The 17,091-nt window shown below is 67.4% G+C and carries 19 protein-coding genes; 8 read left to right on the forward strand and 11 right to left on the reverse strand.

The window, feature by feature from the left end:
• Positions 1-96: 96 nt before the first annotated feature.
• The 9 genes from IB230_RS03355 to efp form a co-directional block, all read right to left on the reverse strand.
• A complete protein-coding gene (locus IB230_RS03355; protein ID WP_192268725.1) occupies positions 97-1,014 on the reverse strand; it encodes a hypothetical protein in 918 nt (305 codons plus the stop codon).
• A complete protein-coding gene (locus IB230_RS03360; protein ID WP_192268727.1) occupies positions 1,015-2,553 on the reverse strand; it encodes a GGDEF domain-containing protein in 1,539 nt (512 codons plus the stop codon). It abuts the gene before it with no gap.
• Between the two features lie 198 nt (positions 2,554-2,751).
• Entirely contained in the window at positions 2,752-3,684 is a 933-nt protein-coding gene (gene folE2, locus IB230_RS03365; RefSeq protein ID WP_225589157.1) for a GTP cyclohydrolase FolE2, read from the reverse strand.
• 116 nt (positions 3,685-3,800) lie between these two features.
• Positions 3,801-4,508: a squalene/phytoene synthase family protein gene (locus IB230_RS03370; protein WP_192268731.1), complete on the reverse strand. Its 708-nt coding sequence runs from the start codon at positions 4,506-4,508 to the stop codon at positions 3,801-3,803.
• Between the two features lie 135 nt (positions 4,509-4,643).
• Entirely contained in the window at positions 4,644-5,327 is a 684-nt protein-coding gene (locus tag IB230_RS03375) for a phosphoglycolate phosphatase (protein ID WP_343227246.1), read from the reverse strand.
• Positions 5,324-6,043 carry a bifunctional 2-polyprenyl-6-hydroxyphenol methylase/3-demethylubiquinol 3-O-methyltransferase UbiG gene (gene ubiG, locus IB230_RS03380; protein WP_192268735.1) on the reverse strand — a complete coding sequence of 240 codons (720 nt, stop codon included), beginning with the start codon at positions 6,041-6,043 and terminating at the stop codon, positions 5,324-5,326. Before ubiG ends, IB230_RS03375 begins: the two co-directional genes overlap by 4 nt.
• A 37-nt stretch (positions 6,044-6,080) precedes the next feature.
• On the reverse strand, positions 6,081-7,421 hold the full coding sequence (locus tag IB230_RS03385) for a TRZ/ATZ family hydrolase (protein WP_192268737.1): 1,341 nt from the start codon (positions 7,419-7,421) through the stop codon (positions 6,081-6,083).
• Positions 7,422-7,432: 11 nt separating this feature from the next.
• Positions 7,433-7,642 carry a hypothetical protein gene (locus IB230_RS03390; RefSeq protein WP_192268739.1) on the reverse strand — a complete coding sequence of 70 codons (210 nt, stop codon included), beginning with the start codon at positions 7,640-7,642 and terminating at the stop codon, positions 7,433-7,435.
• Positions 7,642-8,208, reverse strand: a complete 567-nt coding sequence (efp, locus tag IB230_RS03395; RefSeq protein WP_192268741.1) for an elongation factor P — start codon at positions 8,206-8,208, stop codon at positions 7,642-7,644. Before efp ends, IB230_RS03390 begins: the two co-directional genes overlap by 1 nt.
• Positions 8,209-8,311: 103 nt before the next feature.
• On the opposite strand from efp, the gene epmB reads away from it, so the two are divergent.
• Together epmB and IB230_RS03405 are read left to right on the forward strand one after the other, a co-directional pair.
• Positions 8,312-9,331, forward strand: coding sequence for an EF-P beta-lysylation protein EpmB (epmB, locus tag IB230_RS03400; protein WP_192268743.1), 1,020 nt, complete (start codon positions 8,312-8,314; stop codon positions 9,329-9,331).
• 97 nt (positions 9,332-9,428) lie between these two features.
• The gene (locus IB230_RS03405; protein WP_192268745.1) at positions 9,429-11,504 is read left to right on the forward strand and encodes an EAL domain-containing protein; all 2,076 of its coding nucleotides are present in this window, start codon (positions 9,429-9,431) and stop codon (positions 11,502-11,504) included.
• Positions 11,505-11,584: 80 nt separating this feature from the next.
• On the opposite strand, the gene htpX is transcribed toward IB230_RS03405, so the two are convergent.
• Positions 11,585-12,466, reverse strand: a complete 882-nt coding sequence (htpX, locus tag IB230_RS03410) for a protease HtpX (RefSeq protein ID WP_192268746.1) — start codon at positions 12,464-12,466, stop codon at positions 11,585-11,587.
• Between the two features lie 120 nt (positions 12,467-12,586).
• Between htpX and gluQRS the strand changes: the two genes are divergently transcribed.
• From gluQRS to IB230_RS03440, 6 genes are all read left to right on the forward strand, one after another.
• Positions 12,587-13,504: a tRNA glutamyl-Q(34) synthetase GluQRS gene (gluQRS, locus tag IB230_RS03415; RefSeq protein ID WP_192268748.1), complete on the forward strand. Its 918-nt coding sequence runs from the start codon at positions 12,587-12,589 to the stop codon at positions 13,502-13,504.
• A gap of 45 nt (positions 13,505-13,549) precedes the next feature.
• Positions 13,550-14,290 (forward strand): beta-ketoacyl-ACP reductase, encoded by a 741-nt coding sequence (locus IB230_RS03420; protein ID WP_192268750.1) that lies wholly within the window; start codon positions 13,550-13,552, stop codon positions 14,288-14,290.
• A 175-nt stretch (positions 14,291-14,465) separates the two neighbouring features.
• Complete coding sequence (gene phaR, locus IB230_RS03425; RefSeq protein WP_192268752.1) at positions 14,466-14,972, forward strand: polyhydroxyalkanoate synthesis repressor PhaR; 507 nt, start codon at positions 14,466-14,468, stop codon at positions 14,970-14,972.
• 74 nt (positions 14,973-15,046) lie between these two features.
• Positions 15,047-15,787 (forward strand): acetoacetyl-CoA reductase, encoded by a 741-nt coding sequence (gene phbB, locus IB230_RS03430; protein WP_192268754.1) that lies wholly within the window; start codon positions 15,047-15,049, stop codon positions 15,785-15,787.
• Positions 15,788-15,834: 47 nt separating this feature from the next.
• A complete protein-coding gene (locus IB230_RS03435) occupies positions 15,835-16,005 on the forward strand; it encodes a hypothetical protein (protein ID WP_157074144.1) in 171 nt (56 codons plus the stop codon).
• A gap of 43 nt (positions 16,006-16,048) precedes the next feature.
• Entirely contained in the window at positions 16,049-16,264 is a 216-nt protein-coding gene (locus IB230_RS03440; protein WP_192268756.1) for a hypothetical protein, read from the forward strand.
• Between the two features lie 3 nt (positions 16,265-16,267).
• On the opposite strand, the gene IB230_RS03445 is transcribed toward IB230_RS03440, so the two are convergent.
• A complete protein-coding gene (locus IB230_RS03445) occupies positions 16,268-16,708 on the reverse strand; it encodes a phage tail protein (RefSeq protein ID WP_192268758.1) in 441 nt (146 codons plus the stop codon).
• Positions 16,709-17,091 lie beyond the last annotated feature (383 nt).

A 17,091-nucleotide genomic window follows, 5' to 3' on the forward strand; every position in this document is an offset into this window, starting at 1 on the left:
CTTTATCCCTCTCGAAGATCCCGATGGCGCGGTTCGATACCCGCATCGACCCGCTGCTCGTTCTCGAACGCGGGAAGTAGCCGCACACGGTTTCGTTCAGAGTCGCCCGAGGAACTGGCTGGCTGGGCTGTCTGCCAGGTCGCGTGGGCGGACGAGCTTGGGGTTCGGCGGACCACGCTCCGGCCATGCCGCGCCCAACAGACCCTCGGCCGCATTTGCCACATCGGCGTGGTGCGGCGCGGCCAGACCGACCTGCGCACGCAGCGCGGTGATCGAAGCCTCCAGCGCGTCGTCATCCAGTTCCAGGGCATCGATGGTGTCCCACACGGGCGCCGATCCCGCGAGCGCTTCGGCGCCAATCGCGTTCTGCTCAAGCACCTTGTGTTTCGGCTTCAGCATCTCGCGCACTTCTTCCTGCAGTTTGGCGTAGTCGACATCGGGGAACGGCAGGTCGCTGGGTTCGCCGGGCACGATGGGGCGCGCCAGGCGGCGTGCGGGTGTCGTGTCCGCATCGGCGAAGGCACGGTACGCGAACTCGCTGCACAGCATCCGGTCCGAATCGGCGCGGATCGCGTGCTCGGTGGCTTCCCGGATCAACCAGCGCAACCACACGGGCAGATGCCGCGGCTTTCCTCGCAGGGCGACCAGCAGACCGATCGTCACCAGGTCGTCCTGCGCGAACGTGGTGCCGATCAGCGAACGGGCGTGACGGAGCACGATCGCGCGATCATCGGCACCCAGCGGACCGCCATCCGCGGCCAGTGAACGGTAAGCGTCCACGAAGACCACGGGGCCATCCGGCGCCAACCGGTCCGCCAGCAGGCTCTCCTTCACCGCGGGCCTGATCCCTTCGATCAGCAGGCCATCCGCCGACACCAGCGACACATGGCTGTACCGGCTGTCGCCGAACCAGGCGATCAGCTTGGACAACTGACTCTTGCCCAGCATCAGCAGCAGGTCGCCGACCTGCAACTGGTCGACGGGGAACCGATCATCGGCGGGTTGAGGATCCACTCAGGCATCTCCTGGTTGCGAAAAGAGGTCGCCGGTGACGCGATCGCGTCCCGCCGATTTGCTGGAGTACAGCGCCACGTCAACGCGCTCCAGCAGGCGTTCGAACGTCTCGCCCGCGGCCAGCTGGGCCACGCCCAGGCTGAGGCTGGTATCGATGACGCGTCCGTCGATGGTCAGGGGCCGGTTGTTCACCGCGGCTCGCAGGTGCTCCGCCACGACCAGGGCGTTGTCGAACGTCGTGTCAGGCAGCAGCACCAGCATCTCGTCGCCGCCGTACCGGCCGAGGAAGTCGCGCTTGCGCAGCTTCCCGCGCGTACGCGTCGCCACCAGTCGCAGGCTCTGGTCACCCACGGGGTGGCCGTGCTCGTCGTTGATCCGCTTGAAATGGTCGATGTCGAAGAACACCACCGACAGCGGCGTGTCCTGCGCATGCGCCAGGTCCACTTCGCGCTGCAGTTGCTCGATGATCGCCGTGCGCGACAGCACGCCCGTCAACGTGTCCTGCGCGGCCAGCCGGCTGGCATGATCGCGATCGCGCCGCAGCTGCTGCATGCGGTCGGCGAGACCGACGGTCAGTACCAGGCCTGCCAGCGCAAACCCGAGCGGGAACGCATGGATCAGCCACGCCGGCCCCACCCACCAGCCGAGCAGTTCGCCCACCCGCGCCGCGGTCAGCAGCATCATCGGCAGCCACGAAAGCAGCAGGAAGAAGGCCGGCCGTTCGTTGCGCAGGGTGCCGCGCACGCTGGCGAACAGCACACCCGCCGTCGCCACCAGCAGCACCAGGTTGCCCACCTTGGGCACCAGCGGGCTGGTGCTGACCAGCGACGCGAGGATCAGGCAACCCAGCAGCACGTTGCATGCACGCAGCACACGCAGGATCGCCAGACCGCGAGTGGCGAGATCCAGGTAGAACGCCAGGAATGTGTTGCTGGCGATCACCGCCAGCATGCCGACCACCCGTGACATGCGCGGGTCCGACCCGAGCACATGACCGAAAATCTCGACGCTGCGCAGTTCGCCACCCGCAAGTGCAAGGAACAGCGCCTGCGAAAGCAGCGTCAGCGCAAGGAACCCGTAACTGCGCTCGCCCAACCCGATACAGAAACCCAGGGCCAGCACCGCCAGCACGCCCATCGCCCCGAGCACCATCGCACGCCATGCCACGTGCTCCAGGTCCTGCCTGTGCACCTCGTGCAGCGGTTCGATCGACAGCGGCATCGGCGTGCCGCCCACGGTCACCACCCGCAGATACAGGGGCTGGCCGGCACGAAGGCCCTCCGGTAGCGGGAATGCCAGGGCGCGGGCCGAGAACGCCAGATCGGCCTCCTCACCGAACAGGCGCCGTACGACCGGCGGACCATCGCCGGTCCACAGCTCCACCCGGTTCTGGTACGGCGCACGCACCACAAGATGCGGCTGCAGCGCCGCGTCCACGTCGACGGAACTGGTCACCCGCCACCAGCGCGGGGACGACCCGGGTTCGAAGATCACGCCATCGCGGGCGGCGGCGAAGCCGGCATCCCGTTGCCCGGACACGACCTCGCTCGCAGGCGCATCGGCATCCAGCCGAGCCAGCGAGAGGGTTTGAGCAGTGGCAGGCAGAGCCCACCCGATCAGGCAGCACCAGAGCAACCAGACTCTGGCCAGGCGCCGTGGATTCCCCATATCCATTCCGCCGAGCAGTCAGCGGCGGAGCTTAGCGTGTCTTCTGCGTCAAATGTTAATCGAGCAGACTCAGTCGTTGCTGCCACTGACGCGGGCGACGGCGTCGTGGGGATGCAGGCTCTCGTAATGGGCGACCGTGGCGTCGTAGCGGGCCACGCGGGCATCGGTGGACAGCACGGACGCCACGCGACGGGCGGCGTCCTCGCAGAACATCAGGTTCTCGGCGTTGAGGCGGGCGAAGGCCTGCTCGTCGACGCGCTTGACCGCCGTCTGTACCGGCGTGCCGAGTACGGCTTCGATGGCATCCACCAAGGGCACCAGCGGCAACTCATCGAACTGCGGACGCAGTTCCACCCGCACGCTGGCTCGGCTGCGCTGCGCGTGTGGCGTAGCGGCCAGGCCTCGCTCGGACGCCAGCCAGTCGTGCACGGCATCGACCGACAGCGCGGACGAGGCGTCGAAATCACGGGTGAAGCGCTCGGCGTTGGCCTGTCGCGACAGCGCGGCGGACGCCGGGCACGTGCTGGAGTACTCGACCGCGAAGGACAGTGCCAGGTTGAGATGTCCATCAACCAGCGTCGCCTCGATTTCGACCGGATAGCGCTTCCAGCCGGCGTAGTCGCTTTCCAGCGCCTTGCGCTGCAGGAGCGCGTCGTACCGGATCTTCAGCCGTGCACTGGTGGCCAACCCGGCCTGCGAGGCCACGCCGTCCTGCAGCAGGTGCCGCAACCCGGCCGGTGTGATCGCTTCACGCGCCAACCCATCCTGCAGCTGCAGGTACAGGCGCGACATGTGGATACCGCGTGCGTCGGGATTGGCCAGGTTCACCGACAGGTCGATGCTGGCCGCCACCTGCAACTGCCCGCCCAGTCCATCGGCGATGCGGACCGGCAGCGCGATGTTCTCCATGCCCACCCAGTCCAGGGGGCGCGCAAGCGGTACGCGCTGGTGGGCGACATCGGGAAGATCGGCGCGGGGCGCCACGGGAAGCGAGGGAGCCATGATCATTGCACGGGGGGAGTGGATGCCGCGCAATTGTACGCCCTGCCCCTGAATTTCCCGATGAAACAGTCCGTTACGGGCCACTCCTGTGGCTATCGCAGCGATATGCGCGGTCTTCAGTCGCCGCGCGCCGCACGCCAGCCGGTGAACAGCAGAACGGGGCGCGACGGCAGCGGTGCGGGCACACCCTTCCTGGACAGGCGTTCCAGTCTGCCCCGTGCATACGCCGTCAGGACACGACGCTCGCGCGCGCCCTGCCGCGATGCCTGCCAGCGTTGCAGGATCGCCTTCGCCCATGCCTGCACAGCGGCCGCGTCATCCGTCTGCCGGAGAGTGGTCGGCACCGCAATGCTCCCCATGTCGGCCACGCGCGCAGCGAGCATCTGGGCAATGACCGCGTCCGCGTCGGGCGCACGATCCAGCACATGGGCTTCCACCGCCGCGACCGCGGCGCCGTAGCCCGCCAGCGCGGCGAAGGCATCTGCCGCGGACGCTGGCGTCTCCCGCGCGGCCACCAGGGCCGGCAAAGCGTCGGCGAGCTGCGTCCAGGGGGCATGCAGCGGCTCCAGCCGGCGCCCAAGCGGATGGCGCGAACGCTGCCCGCTCCAGCCGCGCAGTTCTTCGCTCCACCATGCCAGCTTGGCATCGGCCGGCAGCGGATCGCCGCTGATGTTGAGAACGTCGTCGAATTCCTGCAGCAACGCGAACCACGCCACCGCGACGTCCCGGCGCGCAGGCGCGACGAAGATCTCCCCGACCGACCATTCGGGCCAGCGGATACGCCACTTTTCCAGGAAGCTGTCGAGGGCGGCGGAATCGGACATGTGATGAAAACCTGTAGGAGCGACGTGAGTCGCGACCGTGATGCCGGAGCGAGCGGGCAATCGGCGATGGCCGTATACGGATGTGCCGGTGTACGACGGACGCCTGTAGACGTGCGGTCGCGACTTACGTCGCTCCTACGACACGCTGGGTGCGGGCCATGCCGATGGCGCGATCAGCGCTGCCGGCAGCTCGACCATGACGTCCGCCTTCCATTGCACGGGATCCTCATGCGCCTGCCGGTAGCCCCACAGCGCCGCGATCGATGGCATGCCGGCCGCACGCGACGCCTGGATGTCGCGCTCGTCGTCGCCCACGTAGACGCACTCGGCGATGGCGATGCCGATGCGTTCGGCGGCGACCTGCAAGGGCAGCGGATGCGGCTTCTTCTCGGGCAGCGTGTCACCGCCGATCAGCACCGCGCAGCGATCGCTCCACCCCAGTTGCGGCAGGATGTCGCGCGCAAGGTACTCCGGCTTGTTGGTGACGATGCCCCAGACGCTGCCCGCGGCCTCCAGGGCATCGAGCATCTCCGCCACGCCGTCGAACAGCACGCTGTGGCGGCCGAGCTCCTCCTGGTAGATCGTCAGGAATTCCGGTACCAGCGCGTCGCGCGTGCCCTGCTCCATGTCGGGGAATGCAGCCGCCAGCATGGCGCGCGATCCTTTCGACACATGCGGACGCAAACCTTCGATGGTCATCGGATCGATGCCGCGCGACGCGCGCATGCGATTGGCGGTCGCCAGCATGTCCGGCGCGCTGTCGAGCAACGTGCCATCCAGATCGAACAGCGCGGCGCGCGGAAACCCCGTCGCCGTCACGGTTTCACCGCGCTGGCGAGGTAGTTCACGTCGGTGCGCGAGGTCAGACGGGCGCGCTGGCGCCATGGCTCGTAGGCCAAGCCGGTGACGTCCTGCAACTGGAAGCCGGCTGCGCGCAGCCATGCGGCCAGTTCGGACGGGCGGATGAATTCCTTGTAATGATGCGTGCCCTTCGGCAGCAGGCGCGCGATGTATTCGGCGCCGACAATGGCCAGGGCGAACGCGGCCGGCGTGCGGTTCAGCGTGGACAGGAACAGGTGGCCGCCCGGCTTCAGCAGCGTGTGGCAGGCGCGGATGATCGACAACGGATCCGGCACGTGCTCCAGCATCTCCATGCAGGTGACCACATCGAAGCTGCCCGGCCGCTCTTCAGCCAACGACTCGACCGAGCGCAACTGGTAGTCGACCTGCACACCGGATTCGAGCTTGTGCAACCGCCCCACCTTTACCAGTTCAGGAGCCAGGTCGATCGCGGTGACCTGGGCGCCCTCGCGCGCCAGCGCCTCGCTCAGCAGGCCGCCACCACAGCCGACGTCCAGTGCGGCGGCATTCGTCAGCATCGCGCGCTCGCGCACGTACTGCAGGCGGACAGGGTTCAAGGCGTGCAAGGCCTTCTGCGGGCCATCCGGATCCCACCAGCGGTTGGCCAACGCGCCGAACTTGTCGAGCTCGGCCTGGGTGAAGTTGTCGTCGCGGGGCGAAGTCGTGGTCGTCATGGCGCCATTGTAAGGCCGACCCGACGACCGCGCCGGATCAGGACAGGCGGATGCCGGCGATCCGTTCGCGCCATTGCCGCGCATTGGCGATGACGCCCTCGATGTCGATCTCCACCAGCACGCGCTGCCGCAGCTTCGGCCGGCCAGCGATCCACACGTCGCTGACCTGCTGTCGCCCGGTCGCGTAGATCAGCTGCGACACCACGTGGTGCAGCGGCTGGGTTTCCAGTGCGGACAGGTCCACGCAGACCAGGTCGGCCTCCTTGCCCGGCTCGATCGAGCCGATGCGGTCGTCGAACCCGATCGCCTTCGCACCGCCCAGCGTGGCCGCGCGCAGCGCGCTGAACGCATCCAGCGCCGCCGCATCCTGCGCCACCGCCTTGGCCAGCAGTGCAGCGGTGCGGGTTTCGCTGAACATGTCCAGGTCGTTGTTACTGGCGCAGCCGTCGGTACCCACCGCCAGCGTCACGCCCGCGCGCTCCAGCGCGCAGGCCGGACAGAAGCCGGACGCCAGCTTGAGGTTGGATTCCGGGCAGTGCACCACGCTGACGCCGCGCTCGGCGCAGAGGTGGATTTCCGCCTCGGTCAGCTGGGTCATATGGATGGCGATCAGGCGGTCGTTGACCAGACCCAGCCGGTCCAGGCGCGCGATCGGGCGCTGGCCGTATTTCTCCAGCGACTGTTCGACTTCCTGCGCCGTCTCGTGCAGGTGCAGGTGCACCGGCACGTCCAGCTGGTCGGACAGCATGCGCACGCGTTCGAAATTGGCGTCGTTCACCGTGTAAGGCGCATGCGGCGCGAACGCGGTGGCGATCAGCGCGTCGTCGCGCCACTGGTCATGGACTTCGCCGGCTTTCTCGAAGTACTCGTCGTCCGAGGATGCCCACGCCGTCGGAAAATCGATCACCGGCAGGCCGACACGCGCACGGAAACCGTGGTGCTTGTACGTGGCCGCCTGCACGTCGGGGAAGAAGTAGTTCTCGTTGACGCAGGTGGTGCCGCCGCGGAGCATCTCGGCGATCGCCAGGGTGATGCCGTCGGCCACGAAGTCCGGACCGATCACGGCGCCCTCGATCGGCCAGATGTGTTCCTGCAACCAGACCTTCAACGGCAGGTCGTCGGCGACGCCGCGCAGCAGCGTCATCGGGTTGTGCGTATGCGCGTTGACCAGGCCGGGGATCAGCGCTGCATCGGGGCGCGACACCGTCTCCCGTGGCACGAAGCGCTCACGCGCCTCGGCCACCGGCAGGATCGCGACGATACGGCCGCCGGTGACGGCGACCGCATGGTTTTCCAGCACCACCCCGTGCGGGACGACCGGCACCACGAAACCGGCTTCGATCAACAGGTCGCAGGCATCGGGAGTACGGTCGTTCATGGAACCTCGGTTCAGAATCCCAGCGTATAGGTCAGGCCGATGGCGCCGGCCCCGAACAGCAGCCAGCACAGCAGCATCAGCGCCAGCGCACGGCCGTAGCTCAGCCGCGGCACGGCCGGAAACAATCTTGCGAGGCTGGCGTTCCAGCACAGCATCACGCCCAGCCCGGCGAGCAATACGCCGATGGCCCAGACGCCGAGGTAGAGCGCGAGCTGCCCCATCACTTCACGCGGCTGACGTATTCACCGGTGCGGGTGTCGACCTTGATGATCTCTTCCTGGCCGACGAACAGCGGCACGCGCACGACCGCGCCGGTTTCCAGCGTCGCCGGCTTGCCGCCGGTACCGGCGGTATCGCCCTTCACGCCCGGGTCGGTCTCGGTGATCTGCAGTTCGACGAAGTTCGGCGGGGTCACCTGGATCGGGTTGCCGTTCCACAGCGTCACCACGCAGTCTTCCTCGCCCTTGAGCCACTTCTCGGCGCCGCCCATGCCGGCCTTGTCGGCCTGCACCTGCTCGAAGGTCTCCTGCTGCATGAAGTGCCAGTACTCGCCGTCCGTGTACAGGTACTGCATGTCGGTATCCACCACGTCCGCCGCCTCGACCGAGTCGGTGCTCTTCATGGTGATTTCCTGCACGCGGCCGCTCTTGATCAGGCGGTACTTTACGCGGGTGAACGCCTGGCCCTTGCCCGGCTTGACGTACTCGGTGTCGGTGATGATCGCCGGGTCGTTGTTGATCAGGATCTTCATCCCGTTCTTGACGTCGTTCATGCCGTAACTGGCCATGCTGCTGCTCCTGGAGGTAAGGCGTACCCGCCGCGCGAGGCGGCCGGCCGGATAGAATGTGGGAACCCGCCGGACCCGGCGGGTGCTTGTTTTCAGACCCGACATGATAACCGCAGCCCCCGAACCCCGACAGCCCGCCCAGTGGGCCGCATCCCGCTGGCAGCAGGCCTGGCGCGATGCCGTGCGCGATCCGCGCGAGCTGCTGGCGCTGCTGGGGCTGGAGGCGCTGGCCGGCCGGGTGTCGGATGAGGCGGCGGCACAGTTCCCGCTAAGGGTGCCGCGCGGCTTCGTCGCGCGCATGCGCCACGGGGACGCGCAGGACCCGCTGCTGCGCCAGGTGCTGCCGCTGGACCACGAAATGCAGCCCGTTCCCGGCTACGGCCTGGACGCGGTCGGCGACGGTGCCGCCCGCAGCGGGACCGGGGTGATCCAGAAGTACCGCGGCCGTGCCCTGCTGGTCGCCACCGGCAGTTGCGCGATCAACTGCCGCTACTGCTTCCGCCGCCATTTCCCCTATTCCGACGAAACCGCCGCCCGCGACGGCTGGCGCGAAGCGGTCGACCTGATCCGCCACGACGACAGCATCGAGGAAGTGCTGCTGTCCGGCGGCGATCCGCTGTCGCTGTCGAACGCCAAGCTCGCCGAACTGACCGACGCGTTGGCCGGTGTCCCGCACCTGCGACGCCTGCGCATCCACAGCCGGCTGCCCGTGGTCCTGCCCGAGCGCATCGACGAGGGCCTGATCGCCTGGCTGTCCGGCCTGCCGTGGCCGGTCACCGTGGTCATCCATGCCAACCATGCCAACGAGTTCGATGCCACGGTCGACGTGGCGCTCGCACGCCTGCGCGCTGCCGGTGCGCACCTGCTCAACCAGGCGGTGCTGCTGCGGGGTGTGAACGACGATGTCGACGCCCTCGTCGCGCTCAGCGAACGGGGTTTCGCGGCCGGCGTGCTGCCGTACTACCTGCACCAGCTCGACCGGGTGGCCGGCGCGGCCCATTTCGAGGTCGAAGACGCCCGCGCAAAGGCGCTGCATGCGGCCCTGGCTGCCCGCCTCTCCGGCTACCTGGTGCCGCGGCTGGTACGGGAAGTCGCCGGCGATACCGGCAAGCGTCCGCTCTGACGATCCGGCCGCGGGCCATGTCTGCATCTGCGACGGCTGCATTGGACTCGTCTCACGTGTTCAGGTATTAAACGCGCACCCCTCGCGGACACGCTGCATGCAGATCGGCAAAGACACCACATTACGACTGACCCTGGTGGACGACAGCGCGGAAGACGCGGAGGCGATCGTCTCCACGTTGCGCAACGGCGGCATCGCCGTGCGTCCCCTGCGACCGATCGACGCGGGCGAACTGGGGCAGATGGTGGCCGGCCAGCCGATGGACCTGCTGATCGCCTCGCGCAGCGCCAAGGGCATTCCGCTGGCCACGGTGCTGGGCCAGGTCGACGCCAGCGGCAAGGACATCCCGGTGATCGTGCTGGCCGATACGATCAGCGAAACCGATCTGCTCGCCGACCAGGCGGCCGGTGCCCGCGCGGTCGCCCTGCGGGGCCGCCCGGAGCACGTGCTCACGGTGCTGCGCCGCGAATGGGCCGATCTGGATGCGCGCCGTTCGCAGCGCCGGCTGGAAAGCCAGATGCGCGAAACCGAGCGCCGCTGCGATGCGCTGATCTCGTCCTCGCGCGACCCCATCGCCTACATCCACGAAGGCATGCATATCCGTGCCAACGACGCCTACCTGGAGATGTTCGGCTTCGAATCGTTCGAGGACGTGGAAGGCCTGTCGCTGCTCGACCTGGTGGGTCCGCAGTACGTCAACGACTTCAAGGCCCTGCTGAAGAAGCTCAGCAAGGGCGAGGCGCCACCGCCGCGTTTCGAACTGGAAGCCCGCAGCATCGACGGCGACAGCTTCCCGGCCACGCTGGAGTTCGCCACCGCCACGTACGAAGGCGAGGCGTGCGTGCAGGTGGTATTCCGCCGGCGCGAGGAGTTCGACCCCGAACTCGCCCGCGAGGTCGAGGACCTGCGCCAGCGCGACATGGTCACCGGCCTGCTCAACCGCCCCACCTTCCTGCGCGAGCTGGAGAATGCGGTGGCCCAGGTGGCCCGCGGCGAAGACCAGTACGCCCTGCTGCTGCTCGAACCCGACCACTACCAGCGCCTGCTGCAGGAGATCGGCATCGATTCGGCCGACGCCCTGGCCGCCGCCCTGGCGGCACGTCTGTCCGAGAAGCTGGACGAAGGCACCCTGGCCGCCCGTTTCGGCGAGCGCACCTTCGCCGTCCTGCTGCGGGGCAACCACGCGCAGACCGCGGCACTCGCGGAAAAGCTGCGGGCCTCCTACGCCTCGCACGTGTTCAATGTCGGCGAACGCTCGGCCTCGGTCACCGCCAGCATCGGCGGCGTGCAGATCGGCGAGAAGATCGCCAGCGTGGGGCCGGTGCTGACGCGCGCGACCGACGGCCTGCAGACCGCCACCAACCTGGGCGGCAACCGCTTCGAGATCTTCGACCCCGGCGCCGTGGACCGCGCCGAGGAAGAGCGCGTGCAGAACTGGATCAAGCGGCTGCAGGAAGCGCTGCAGGACGGCAGCTTCCGCCTGCACTACCAGCCGGTGGTCAACCTGCAGGGCGAGCCCGGCGAAGTGTACGAAGCGCTGTTGCGGCTGGAGTCCAACGGCGAAGTCGTGCCGCCGCAGTCCTTCATCGGTATCGCGGAAGAAAACGGCCTGCTCGATGCGATCGACCGCTGGGTGGTGAACCGCGCCATCGAGGTGCTGGCCGAACGCAAGCGCGCTGGCCGAGACACCCGCCTGGTGGTGAAGGTCAGCCCCGCGTCCTTCGCCGACAACCGCCTGCTCGACCTCATCGCCAGGCAACTCGCCGCGCACGACGTGCCGGGCGACCGGCTGTGGTTGCAGACACCCGAGGCCAAGGTGTTCACCCATCTGCGGCAGGCACAGGCCTTCCAGTCCGCCGCCGCCAAGCTCGGCTGCCAGGTGGGCCTGGAGCATTTCGGCGCCGGCCTGGACTCGTTCCAGCTGCTGTCGCACTTCCAGCCGACCTTCCTCAAGATCGACCGCGTCTTCAGTGAGGACCTGGGCAGGAACGCCGAGCACCAGCAGAAGATCCGCGAAATCGCCGAGCGCGCGCAGGCATTGGGCATCCTGACCGTGGCCGAGCACGTGCAGGACGCCGCGACGATGGCCTTCCTGTTCACGGCGAGCGTGGACTACGTGGAAGGCAACTTCCTGGCCGCACCCGGCCCTGCGATGAACTACGACTTCAGCTGAAAGCGGCCTTCGCCGCAGGTCCACGCAAAAGAAAAACCCGCCTTCCGGCGGGTTTTCCGTTCACGGCGACAGCGCAGGGATCAGGCGAAGGTGCCCTGCTGGGCACGCAGCGCCGCGATGCGCTCTTCCAGCGGCGGATGGCTCAGGAACAGCTTCTTCATGCCCTGGCCGATGCCACCGGCGATGCCGAACGCTTCCACCTGCGCCGGCAGCGTGCTGGGACGCTGCTGCTGGTTGAGGCGCTCAAGCGCGGCGATCATCTTCTGGCGGCCCGCGTACGTGGCACCGCCCTGGTCGGCGCGGAACTCGCGGCGACGCGAAAACCACATCGCGATCATCGTGGCGAACAGGCCGAACACGACTTCCAGCGCCATCACGATGATGTAGTAGGCGAAGCCACGGCCACCTCCCTCGCGGTTGCCGGACAGGAAGCTGTCGACGATGCCGCCCACCACGCGCGCCAGCACGATGACGAAGGTGTTCAGCACGCCCTGCAGCAGCGCCATCGTCACCATGTCACCGTTGGCGACGTGGGCGACTTCGTGGCCCAGCACGGCTTCGGCTTCGTCCTGGGTCATCGAGCGCAGCAGGCCGGTGGACACGGCGACCAGCGCGTTGTTGCGGTTGGCGCCGGTGGCGAAGGCGTTGATCTCCGGCGCGTCGTAGATGGCAACTTCGGGCATGCCGATGCCGGCGGCCTGCGCCTGGCGCTGCACGGTGCTGACCAGCCAGCGTTCGGCATCGTTGCGCGGTTGTTCGATGACCACGGCGCCGGTGGCGCGCTTGGCCATCCACTTGGAGGTCAGCAGCGAGATCAGCGAGCCGCCGAAACCGAAGATCGCCGCGAACACCAGCAGGCCGCCCATCTGGTTGGAATTGACGCCCAGCAGGGACATGACGACGCTGGCCAAGGCCAGCACGGCCAGATTGGTAGCGAGGAACAACGCGACACGCGTGAACACGACAGGGATCTCCGGAATGAGTGGTATGCAAACGGTTACGACCGCAGAATTGCGGCTGTGCCCGCTTGAATTCAAGCGACTTCCTGACTGCGCGGTTCAGCTTTCCTCCTCTACTGACGAATGAGCGACAACGTTCCCTCCCCGTATCGCGGCCGTTTCGCGCCCTCACCTACCGGTGCGCTGCATTTCGGATCGCTGGTCGCCGCGCTGGGAAGCTGGTTGCTGGCGCGCCATCACGACGGTACGTGGCTGGTGCGCGTGGAGGATCTCGATCCGCCGCGCGAAGTCGCCGGCGCGGCCGAACAGCAATTGGCGACGTTGGCGGCATTCGGACTGACCTCGGACGAGCCGGTTGTCTGGCAGAGCGCACGGCACGACCTCTACCACGATGCGCTGGCACGACTGCTGGCAATCGGCAGTGCCTTCGAATGCCGCTGCAGCCGCTCCGACCTCGCCGCGACCGGCGGCATCCATCGGCATTGCGTGGCGAGCGATCCCACCCGCACGCCGGCCATCCGGCTGCACGTACCCGACGGCACCATCGTGGCCTTCGACGACGGCCTGCTGGGAAGGTTCGAACAGCATCTAGACCGCGAGGTGGGCGATGTCGTCCTGCGCCGCGCCGACGGCTTCTGGGCGTACCAGCTGGCCGTGGTCGTCGACGATGCAGACCAGCGCATCACCGATGTCGTCCGCGGCGCCGACCTGCTCGATTCCACACCCCGGCAGATCCTGCTGCAGCGGGCATTGGCCCTGCCCACGCCGCGCTACCTGCACCTGCCGCTGATCGTCGACGCGGATGGCAACAAGCTGTCGAAGTCGATGGCGTCGCTGCCCATCGACGACGGCGCCCCGCTGCCTGCCCTGCGGGCCGCGTGGGAAGCGCTGGGCCAGCCGGCGAGCGTGCTCGGGGGTGTCCCGGACGTGGCCACCGCCATGCGGTTCGCCCACCGCGAATTCCGCCCGGATCGCCTGCCAAAAGTGACATCACTGACGTTCGCTGCAGCGCACAACAATCCTGTCGCAGGCGCTGTCTAGAATCGGGTGGCCGTCGGCCTGCGACGGTCCAAGGAGATTCCCCACATGACATCGCGCGTCGCCCTGGTCACCGGCGGCACCGGAGGTATCGGTACCGCCATCTGCAAGAAGCTGGCCGACATGGGCCACAAGGTCGCCACCAACTACCGCAACGAGGAAAAAGCGCGCGCGTGGCAGGCGCAGATGAAGGCGGACGGTTACGACTTCGCGCTGGTCAAGGGCGACGTGACGTCGCCAGACGAAGCGCAGGCCATGGTGAAGGAAGTCGAGCAGACGCTCGGCCCTGTCGAGGTGCTGGTCAACAACGCCGGCATCACCCGCGACGGTACCTTCCACAAGATGTCCGCCACCCAATGGGGCGATGTCATCAACACCAACCTCAACTCGGTGTTCAACGTCACCCGCCCGGTGATCGACGGCATGCGCGACCGCAAGTGGGGCCGCATTATCCAGATCAGCTCGATCAACGGCCTGAAGGGCCAGTACGGCCAGGCCAACTACGCGGCCGCCAAGGCCGGCATGCACGGCTTCACCATTTCGCTGGCGCGCGAGAACGCCAAGCTCGGCATCACCGTCAACACGGTCTCGCCCGGCTATGTCGCCACCGACATGGTGATGGCGGTGCCGGAGGAAGTCCGCGCCAAGATCGCCGCCGACATCCCCACCGGCCGCCTCGGCAAACCCGAGGAAATCGCGTACGCGGTGGCCTTCCTGGTTGACGAGCAGGCCAGCTGGATCACCGGCTCGAACCTCGACATCAACGGTGGCCATCACATGGGCTGGTAAGCCTGCGACATTCCACCTCCACCGGTTTCCACGACGCCCCGCAAGGGGCGTCGTCCGTTCCGATGCTGCGCAACATGTTTCCTTCCCTGAACAGGGGATCCCTGCCTTGTGGCCTGTTGCAAGGGCTGTTGCGCTGCGTCATGCTGCCGTCATACGCGTTTAGAGCGAAGACTCAATGGCTGCGATCCGCATCATCAAGAAGTACCCCAACCGTCGCCTGTACGACACCGAGATCTCCAGCTACATCACCATTGAGGACGTGCGCCAGCTCATCGTCGACGGCGAGGATTTCGAGGTCCGCGACGCCAAGAGCGGCGACGACCTGACCCGTACCGTCCTGCTGCAGATCATCAGCGAGCAGGAACAGGACGGCGAGCCGATCCTGTCCACTCAGCTGCTCAGCCACATCATCCGTTTCTACGGCGATTCGCTGCAGGGCTTCATGGGCAACTACCTGGAGCGCAGCATGCAGCTGTTCATGGAGCAGCAGCAGCAGTTCCGCAGCCAGATGGGCAACCTGCTCGGCCAGACGCCGTGGACCATGATGAACCAGCTCACCGAGCGCAACATGGAGCTGTGGCAGGAATTCCAGCGCAACCTGACGGGCGGCGGCATGGGCCGCCCGACGACGGTGAAGCCGAAGGACACCCCGCGCGAAACGCCGAAGACACGCGCGCGCTGATATCCACTGTAGTGAAACCCGGCCCGCGCCCCGTTGCGCGGGCCTTTTTTTGAGTCCGGATACAGGAACTCCGCATGACGCAACGCATCGCCGTGGTGACCGGCGGCATGGGTGGGCTGGGACTGGCGATCTGCCAGGCACTGGCCCGCGCCGGCCGCAAGGTGATCGCCGCCGACCTGCCCGCTTCGCCCGAGCGGCTGGAGCACTTCCACACGCAGACCGCTTCACTGGACATCGAGACCGCCGCCGTCGACGTGGCCGACTTCGAGGCGTGTGCGGGCTTCGTGCAGGACATCGAAGCGCGCCATGGCGCGCTCGACATCCTGGTCAACAACGCCGGCATCACCCGCGACGCCACCCTGCGCAAGATGGACAAGGCACAGTGGGACGCGGTGATCGGGGTGAACCTGGACAGCGTGTTCAACCTGTGCCGCCACGCGGTCGACGGCATGCAGGCGCGCGGCTTCGGCCGCATCGTCAACATCAGCTCGGTCAGCGGGCAGACCGGCAACTTCGGCCAGGTGAACTACGCGGCGGCGAAGGCCGGCCTGCACGGCTTCTCGATGTCGCTGGCGCGCGAAGTCGCGCGCAAGGGCGTCACCGTCAACAGCGTCTCGCCTGGCTACGTGGAAACCCCGATGACGCGTGCGATGCCCGATGACGTCCGCGACCGCACCGTCGCCTCGGTGCCGGTCGGCCGCATCGGCCAGCCGGACGACATCGCACGCGCGGTGGCCTTCCTCACCGCCGACGATGCCGGCTACATCACCGGCGCCAACCTGCCGGTCAACGGCGGGTTGTTCATGAGCTTCTGAGCGCCGGACGCACCGACGCCACTCCGACAAGACGAAAAGGATTCCCGATGAAACTCACTCCCCCCACCTTCGGCGTCTGGCTGATCGCGCTGCTCCTCGGCAGCGGCGGTATCGCCGCGAAGTTCGGCTACGTGCCCGTGCTGGCCCCACACGCGTTCTGGCTGGTGGTCGCCGGCTTCGGCCTGCTGGTGGCCGCAACGCTCTTCAGCAAGCTCTGACGCCCGGCGCTATGCTCCCGGCATCCGTCGCCGGGAGCACCTCATGGAACTGATCGGATCCCTGCTGTCCGGCCTGTGGTCGGCGCCGCGCTTCGCCATTCCCGCCCTGATGGGCATCGTCGCTGGCGCGGGCGTGTTCTTCCTGACCGGCAAGGCGCCGTCCTCGGCGGCGATGGCGGTCGGTTGCGCCCTGCTCGGCCTCGTGATCGGCTTCGTGCTGGAGTATTTCCGCGACACGCCGCGCGGTCCGCTGGACTGACCGCTACTCGATCTCGAAACGGTCGAACGCGATCTCCAGCGTCTCGAACACCGTCTCCGCCTCCGCCGCGTCCAGCGGTGAGGTCAGGTAACCCGCCGGCCGCGCGCGCAGGAAGCGCCAGCTCATCGCCGGGTTGCCCTGCTCGTCCAGCAGCGTGACCGTGATGTTGCGTCGGGCATCGCCGCCATTGCGTGCCTCGTTCCACCACTGGTACCACGCCAGCGAACCGATCACGCCACGCCGCAGCACCAGGTTCTCGTAGTGCGTCAGCGTGGACAGCTTGCTCGCCTCCAGCACCTTGTCGTTGCCGTTGCGGTACTCATTGAGCTGCAGCCGCGCCGCGGGGAACAGCACCTCCGACACTCCAGCGTCGGGCCCGTCGCCCAGACCGAGGTCGACGTGGAAGTTCATTCCGGCATAGGGACGGTCACGCTGTAAGGCCATGGGCAGGTTCCATGTGAGGAAGGGAAATCGGCCGCCCGGAAGCGACCGACTTCTTTCTCCAACGCAGTCACCTCACGCCAGCGGTCAGCCGCGTCGTGCCAGCGCTCGCCCGGGATGGCTCTTTGAGCCCCATCGATGGCCCTCGGAATCCCTCGTGCAAGGCTCGGAATGCCAGACATCGAGCCCGGAAAGCCATCGATGGCATTCCGAGAGCCATCCCATGGCACTCGGAAAGCGATCGATGGGATTCCACGTGCGACGGATGGCTTTCCGAAACCCATCGATGGCACTTTCGAAGCCATCGATGGCACTTTCAAACCCATCGATGGCTTTGAAAGTGCCAGGCATGGAGCGTGGAAAGCGATTGATGGCTTTCCGAGTGC

Source organism: Pseudoxanthomonas sp. PXM01, assembly GCF_014851815.1.
In the GTDB taxonomy this organism is placed as follows: domain Bacteria; phylum Pseudomonadota; class Gammaproteobacteria; order Xanthomonadales; family Xanthomonadaceae; genus Pseudoxanthomonas_A.